The organism is Buttiauxella noackiae ATCC 51607 (assembly GCF_001654865.1).
Lineage (GTDB): Bacteria > Pseudomonadota > Gammaproteobacteria > Enterobacterales > Enterobacteriaceae > Buttiauxella > Buttiauxella noackiae.
This window is the reverse complement of record NZ_LXEO01000009.1, coordinates 106,963-113,413: the sequence shown is the minus strand read 5'-3', so window position 1 is coordinate 113,413 and position 6,451 is coordinate 106,963. Positions and strand designations below refer to the sequence as shown.

The 6,451-nt window shown below is 48.1% G+C and carries 6 protein-coding genes; 4 read left to right on the top strand and 2 right to left on the bottom strand.

The genetic code is table 11. From position 1 onward, the window contains the following. Positions 1–81 precede the first annotated feature (81 nt). Positions 82–339 carry a multiple stress resistance protein BhsA gene (gene bhsA / locus M979_RS04070; RefSeq protein ID WP_034456127.1) on the bottom strand — a complete coding sequence of 86 codons (258 nt, stop codon included), beginning with the start codon at positions 337–339 and terminating at the stop codon, positions 82–84. A 248-nt stretch (positions 340–587) separates the two neighbouring features. Here bhsA and M979_RS04065 point away from each other — a divergent pair, with 248 nt between their 5' ends. Then, on the top strand, positions 588–1,220 hold the full coding sequence (locus M979_RS04065) for a TetR/AcrR family transcriptional regulator (RefSeq protein WP_034456128.1): 633 nt from the start codon (positions 588–590) through the stop codon (positions 1,218–1,220). Positions 1,221–1,255: 35 nt separating this feature from the next. Here the strand turns inward: M979_RS04065 and M979_RS04060 are convergent, their stop codons facing one another. Further along, positions 1,256–2,149, bottom strand: a complete 894-nt coding sequence (locus M979_RS04060) for a siderophore-interacting protein (protein ID WP_064553852.1) — start codon at positions 2,147–2,149, stop codon at positions 1,256–1,258. Positions 2,150–2,343: 194 nt separating this feature from the next. On the opposite strand from M979_RS04060, the gene iutA reads away from it, so the two are divergent. The 3 genes from iutA to M979_RS04045 all read left to right on the top strand — a co-directional run bounded on the left by iutA (position 2,344) and on the right by M979_RS04045 (position 6,447). Further along, positions 2,344–4,533 carry a ferric aerobactin receptor IutA gene (iutA, locus tag M979_RS04055; RefSeq protein ID WP_064553855.1) on the top strand — a complete coding sequence of 730 codons (2,190 nt, stop codon included), beginning with the start codon at positions 2,344–2,346 and terminating at the stop codon, positions 4,531–4,533. A 139-nt stretch (positions 4,534–4,672) separates the two neighbouring features. Continuing rightward, positions 4,673–5,701 (top strand): Gfo/Idh/MocA family protein, encoded by a 1,029-nt coding sequence (locus tag M979_RS04050; RefSeq protein WP_064553851.1) that lies wholly within the window; start codon positions 4,673–4,675, stop codon positions 5,699–5,701. Between the two features lie 143 nt (positions 5,702–5,844). Further along, positions 5,845–6,447 carry a TetR/AcrR family transcriptional regulator gene (locus tag M979_RS04045; RefSeq protein ID WP_034456131.1) on the top strand — a complete coding sequence of 201 codons (603 nt, stop codon included), beginning with the start codon at positions 5,845–5,847 and terminating at the stop codon, positions 6,445–6,447. Positions 6,448–6,451: the final 4 nt, after the last annotated feature.

Here is a 6,451-nt window from a genome sequence, read left to right as displayed (position 1 = left end):
AGAGAAATGAAAAAGGCCTCGTTTTTCAACGAGGCCTTTTTCGTGGCAAGTTTTATAAATCAGCGCAATGAGGGTTAACGCTTATTTATAAATTACTGCTGTACCATGCAGAGTGTTCGGGCCAGTTACAGAAGTGATACGGAATGAGCTGGCACCCATTTGATCGGCTTTCTCAGCCAGTTGGTCTTCAAGCGAACCCAGGTTTGTACCGGCAGTCGCGGTGATAGTGCCGACTTTTTGTTGACCGGTTGGCGTTGCCTGCACTTCAACAGCGGCAAAGCTTGCAAAAGAGAGTGAACTCAGAACAGCAGCAGCGATAAGAGTTTTTACGTTTTTCATGTTATTTACCTTGAGCAGATGATTTATTAGGCCGTTAAGTTCTTTACTTAACGATCGATAACTAAATCATAGATGTGATCTGCATCACACGTCAAACTATTTTTATAACGCTCGTTAATTATTTTATAAACACGCTAATTTTCATAAGCATAGGATTAAATTTTTTTTAATAATCAACCTATGGCTTACGCGTGTTATTATTTTTATAATGATCGTTCATTAAACAACAAAAGGTTAAACGGTTTTCTATGTCTACTGACACCAGTTGCATCAAAAAAAGCCGTGGCCGACCGAAGGTGTTTGACAGGGAAGCAGCACTCGACAAGGCCATGGCTTTGTTCTGGCAACACGGCTATGAAGCCACCTCTATGGCACATTTGGTTGAAGCAACTGGCGCGAAAGCCCCGACGCTGTATGCCGAATTCACCAATAAAGAGGGGCTATTCAAAGCGGTGTTAGATCGCTACATCGCGCGCTTTGCACAAAAACACGAAGCCTGTTTGTTCTGTGAGGAGCGCTCACTTGAAGAGGCTTTAGAAGATTATCTCTCTATTGTCGCGAAGCTTTTCACCGATAAAGACACGCCGGCGGGCTGCTTTATCATCTGTACATCGTCAGTACTGGCGGCATCTTCGGAAGATATTGCTACGGTCATCAAAGCCCGTCATGCAATGCAAGAAAAGACGCTGGTGCATTTCCTGGAAAAACGTCAGCAGAAAGGTGAGATTCCGGCCAGCAGTTGTGTTCACAAACTGGCGAAGTACCTGTGCTGTATCATTCAGGGGATGTCGGTCAGTGCCCGTGAAAACGCAAGCTACGCAGAGCTGATGCAGATAGTCAGCACCACGATGCGGCTATTACCAGAGCTGAAGAAAGTCTGAATATCGGGCGGCATTTGCCGCCCTTTTCGTTTGCCTTAATGCTCTCGCCCTTTGCTCCAGTAGGCCATAAAGTTGATAGCGTCATGGCTCACACTGCATTCTCCGATTAAATAACGGCGCAGCATTTTCACAACGGATGATTCCGCCGCAACCCAGCCGTAAAAGGCGTTACTGGCTGTAGTGGCTTTATCCCACAACAGTTCACCTTCAGACTCTTCATTAACTGTTTCTGTAATTCCAGCAGTTTCAGGAAGCTGGGCACATTGACTCACCGCCTTGAGCAAGCACTCCCCATGCCTTGCGTTAACAGCCTTTCGCGGCAACCAATGAATTTTCGCAAAACCAAATTCACTTAAATCCACACAGTCCCCCTGCTCCGGGACTTCAAAAAACGCCTGAATTTCTGGCGGATGTTGCTGTTTCGACAGGAGTTCAAGTATGCCTCGCGCCGCAGGCATTGCCGTTTCATCCGCAACAATTAACCCCTGGCGTAAACCCACAGGTGGCGTCCATTCATAACCGCCGCTGTCTGCCGGATACTCAGCATTCGGTGCAACAATTTGTATTTTGTCACCAGGTTGCGAGCTAATCGCCCATGCGGAGGCTGGCCCTTCCGTGCCGTGGCTCACGAATTCAACCGTCACTTCCTGACGCTCGCGGTCAACGCGGCGCAAGGTATAGGTACGCACAACTGGCCGCTTTTCTTTAGGTAATTCTTGCAGCAACGAATACCACTGCCCGTGGTCTGGCAAGTTAGGAATTGAGCCATCTTCAGACGGGAACAACATTTTGATTCGCTGATCGGGCGAATCACATTTCATGTTTGCCACATCCGGACCGCCAAATACCAGACTCAACAGCGAAGGTGAAACGTGTGATTTATGCATTAGCCGCACATTAAACAATCTGTAGCTTTGTACCTCTGCCATTTCAACTCCTTTGCCTTGTCTTGCCTAAGCCCGAAAAAGTAACCCACAGAAATCATATGATTATTCATAAGATTAATTTGAGAAATACTATCAATTGAGATTGATAATGAGAAACGTTATCGGCAAAATTCAGCTCGTTCTTATTTCAAAACATTTTCAAATGTTAATATTTTCCCATCCAAGGAATGATGATGATGCATAAAAACGCACGCTGGGTGCTTAACCCTCTGCTTCTGGCGATGATGGCTCCGGCTTTCGCGCAGCAAACTTCCGAAGAAAATATTCTGGTTTCTGCCAACCGTATGCACCGTACGGTGGCTGAAATGGCGCAGACCACCTGGGTTATTGAAGGCACCGAGCTTGAGCAACAGATTCAGGGAGGTAAGGAGCTGAAAGACGCACTTGCACAGTTAATTCCCGGTCTGGATGTCAGCAGCCAAAGTCGTACCAACTACGGCATGAATATGCGTGGACGTTCTATCGTGGTTTTAGTGGATGGCGTTCGTCTGAACTCTTCCCGTACCGATAGCCGCCAGCTCGACTCTATCGACCCTTTTAACATCGAACATATCGAAGTTATCTCTGGTGCAACTTCGCTGTACGGCGGTGGTAGCACTGGTGGCTTGATTAACATCGTGACGAAAAAGGGCCAGCCTGACACTCAGGTCGAATTTGAAACCGGGATTAAGTCTGGTTTTAACAGCAGTAAAGATCATGATGAACGTGTCGCCAGCGCCATATCTGGCGGTAACGATAATGCCTCTGGCCGTTTATCGGTGGCTTATCAGAAATTTGGTGGCTGGTTTGATGGCAATGGCGACCAGACTTTGCTCGATAACACGCAAACCGGTTTACAGTATTCCGACCGTCTGGATGTGATGGGTACCGGCACAATAAACATTGATGAAACCCAGCAATTGCAGGTGGTGACGCAATACTACAAGAGCCAGGGAGACGATGATTACGGGCTGAATCTGGGTGAAAATTTCTCAGCAGTGACCGGCAACGGCAACGCGTTTGTCAGTGACAAGCTTAATTCTGACCGCATTCCTGGTACCGAACGCCATCTGATTAGCCTGCAATATTCCAACAGCGACTTCCTCGGCCAGGAAGTGGTTGGGCAAATTTACTACCGTGATGAGTCACTGACCTTCTATCCATTCCCGACGCTCACGCGTGGAGCCGTAACCAGTTTCTCAGCCTCCCAGCAGGATACCGATCAGTACGGTGCGAAACTGGCTCTCACCAGCCAACCAATTGATGGCTGGCAGATTACCTATGGAGTTGATGCCGATCACGAGAGCTTTACCTCCAACCAAATGTTCTTTGATCTGGCGAAAGCGAACGCTTCAGGTGGCCTGAATAACCAAAGTATTTACACCACCGGGCGCTATCCGGGGTACACCATCACGAACCTCGCACCGTTCCTGCAAACCAGCTATGACATCAACGACCTGTTTACCGTTAGCGGCGGCGTGCGCTATCAGTGGACTGAGAACAAAGTCGATGACTTTGTCGGCTTTACTCAGCAACAAGGTATCGCAAACGGCATCGCTCGGTCTGCGGACGCAATTCCTGGCGGCAGCACTGATTACGACAACGCGTTATTCAATGCCGGTCTGTTGATGCACATCACTGAACGCCAACAAGCGTGGTTTAACTTCTCGCAAGGCGTGGAGCTGCCAGATCCAGGCAAATACTACGGCAATGGCACTTACCGTCTGGTGAATGGTCATTACCAACTGGTAAATAGCGTGAACGTTGGGCAGTCAAAACTTCAGGGGATCAAGGTCGATTCTTATGAGTTGGGTTGGCGTTATACCGGCGACAGTCTGCGTAGCCAGATTGCGGCGTACTACTCATTGTCCGACAAGTCTATCTCCATCAACCGTGCAGATATGACCATCAATGTGGAAGATGACAAACGTCGTATTTACGGTGTTGAAGGTGCGGTGGATTACTTTATTCCGGACTCCAACTGGAGCACCGGCGTTAACTTCAACGTGCTGAAGTCCGAAACCAAAGTGGATGGTAAATGGCAGAAATGGGACGTGATTTACGCAAGCCCATCGAAAGCCACCGCTTATGTCGGCTGGGCGCCAGACCCATGGAGCCTGCGCGTTCAAAGCCAGCAAACCTTTGATTTAACCGACGCCAGCGACAATAAGATTAATGGTTATAACACCGTCGACTTTATTGGAAGCTACGCTCTACCATTAGGCAAACTGAGCTTCAGCATCGAAAACTTGCTGGATAAAGATTACACCACCGTGTGGGGCCAGCGCGCACCGCTGCTGTATAGCCCAACTTACGGCAGCCCTTCACTGTACGAATACAAGGGCCGTGGACGCACTTACGGTGTGAATTACTCGTTCTTGTTCTAAGCTAATACCCGCTGACTGGCTAAAAACCAGTCAGCTTTTTACCCTCGTACACAAAATCCCACTCGACCCCAGCGCAATAGTCATTTAAAACATACGGACTCTAACGATAGGCACGACTTCTATTTGGTAAGGTATTTATATGTTGGCAGGTATTATTGGTTTAGGTTCGGTTATCGAAACAGCATATCTTCCGGCGCTACGCCGCATGTCACTCCCTTCTATCGAATTGTTTGGTTACGATGCTGACCCGGCGAGGCAAGTTGACGGTGTTAAACGTTGTGATTCAATGGATGCATTACTGGCATTGCCGCTCGACGTCGTGCTGATAACCACCTCCTCACTTCACCACTTACCGGTGCTTGAAACGGTGCTGCAAAGCAAAGTTCCCGTCATTGTGGTTGAAAAGCCAGTCTCCGCCACACTTGCGCAGCTTGAACAACTAAAAACGTTGCTAGCAGATCCCCGGAAAGCCGCGCGTGTTCTGGCGTTAGATCACTGGATGGTGCGCACTCAGGCTTGCCAATATATTAATAATATCAATGAAATAAGCCATATCGAAGCGTTCTTGCTTGAACCCAGCGGCTTTAATGCTGCTGGAGAACCTATTGCGTTGAACTTTGCTACGGGTGAGGCAGATACCCGCCAGTTACGCCACCCTGATGGCGTAATTGTTGATATCGGCACCCATATTCTCGCCATGATGCGTGAAACCGTCCAACAGTTGGGTGGCAATGACAAATTATGCGTTGAGCTCAGTTACGCCCGGGATCGGTTAGGAAATGCGATTTCAGTCGGTGATTTTACGACCGCTGAGGGCGCGGCGCTGTTAATCGGAACTATGAGCGGCATTCCATTTACGCTCCATCTTAATAAATATGCCGGGCCTGCCGGTGGCCAAAAAGGGATGCGGATTCATCTTCATGACGGGCAAATTATTAATATCGACCGTGAAGGTACGAATGAAGTGGTTGAGCGAATTTCAACGCAAAACAGCGAACGCAATCTCATCGCTGGGCCGTTATATGATCGCTGCTTACTGGATGTGGTGTTTGGCGAAAACAGACTCTTCGCCCGTGCCGCCGAACAAGTCCCTGCCTGTACTCAGCGGCGGATAGTTGAGGTGACTGCGCTCCTGGAATTACAGCAACAATTACGTGGTTGTCATTAGTAAAAACGAAAGCAGTGGTGCATGACCATTCCCAGGAGAATCAGCCAGCGCATCACTGTTAATTTTTTCAACGGAAAGTATTTGACTGATCGTTCCATAATCAATACTATGCCGCCTCAACTCATTTCAAGTCCCCCACCCCTATGAGTGCTGAAAAACCAACCTTTCCCGGTCGTCCGCGCAAGTTCGAAGATCAGGATGTCATTGATGCTGCTGTCGCTGTTTTTAGTGCCAATGGTTATGCAGGTACCTCTGCGCAAGATTTATGCGATGGCACAGGACTAGGGCGGGGAAGCTTATATAATGCCTTTGGTAGCAAGCAAGCTCTGTACGAGCAAGCTTTGTTGCGCAGCCATGAGCAAACTATGTCAGCACAATTAGCAATACTCACACAATCTGGTCTGGTGAAAGAGCGATTACATACTCTGCTACTTTGGGGTATTGCCGAAGATCTTTCTCTTCCAGAACAGCATGATGCTATGGTTTTATTTTCAGCCCTGGAGATGGGCAGCAAAGATGAAGCTGTTGCCGGTCTGAATAATGAATATCGTCAACGCTTAGAACAAACGCTGGTTGCAGTATTTATCGAAGGTCAACAAAGCGGTGAACTAGGCAATAAAGCATCGCCCGTCGAAATGGCAAGAGGCTTTATGGCGGGCTATTACGGTTTACGTGTGCTAAATAAAAATATCTCAGATAGAAAAATCCTCGAAGATGTCGTCGCTGGTCTGTTAATCAATTTATAAATTC

Bases quoted from the DNA above. Each gene is read 5' to 3' on its own strand.
- M979_RS04060 (WP_064553852.1), bottom strand. From the start codon at position 2,149: ATGGCAGAGGTACAAAGCTACAGATTGTTTAATGTGCGGCTAATGCAT.
- M979_RS04050 (WP_064553851.1), top strand. From the start codon at position 4,673: ATGTTGGCAGGTATTATTGGTTTAGGTTCGGTTATCGAAACAGCATAT.
- M979_RS04065 (WP_034456128.1), top strand. From the start codon at position 588: ATGTCTACTGACACCAGTTGCATCAAAAAAAGCCGTGGCCGACCGAAG.
- M979_RS04045 (WP_034456131.1), top strand. From the start codon at position 5,845: ATGAGTGCTGAAAAACCAACCTTTCCCGGTCGTCCGCGCAAGTTCGAA.
- iutA (WP_064553855.1), top strand. From the start codon at position 2,344: ATGCATAAAAACGCACGCTGGGTGCTTAACCCTCTGCTTCTGGCGATG.
- bhsA (WP_034456127.1), bottom strand. From the start codon at position 339: ATGAAAAACGTAAAAACTCTTATCGCTGCTGCTGTTCTGAGTTCACTC.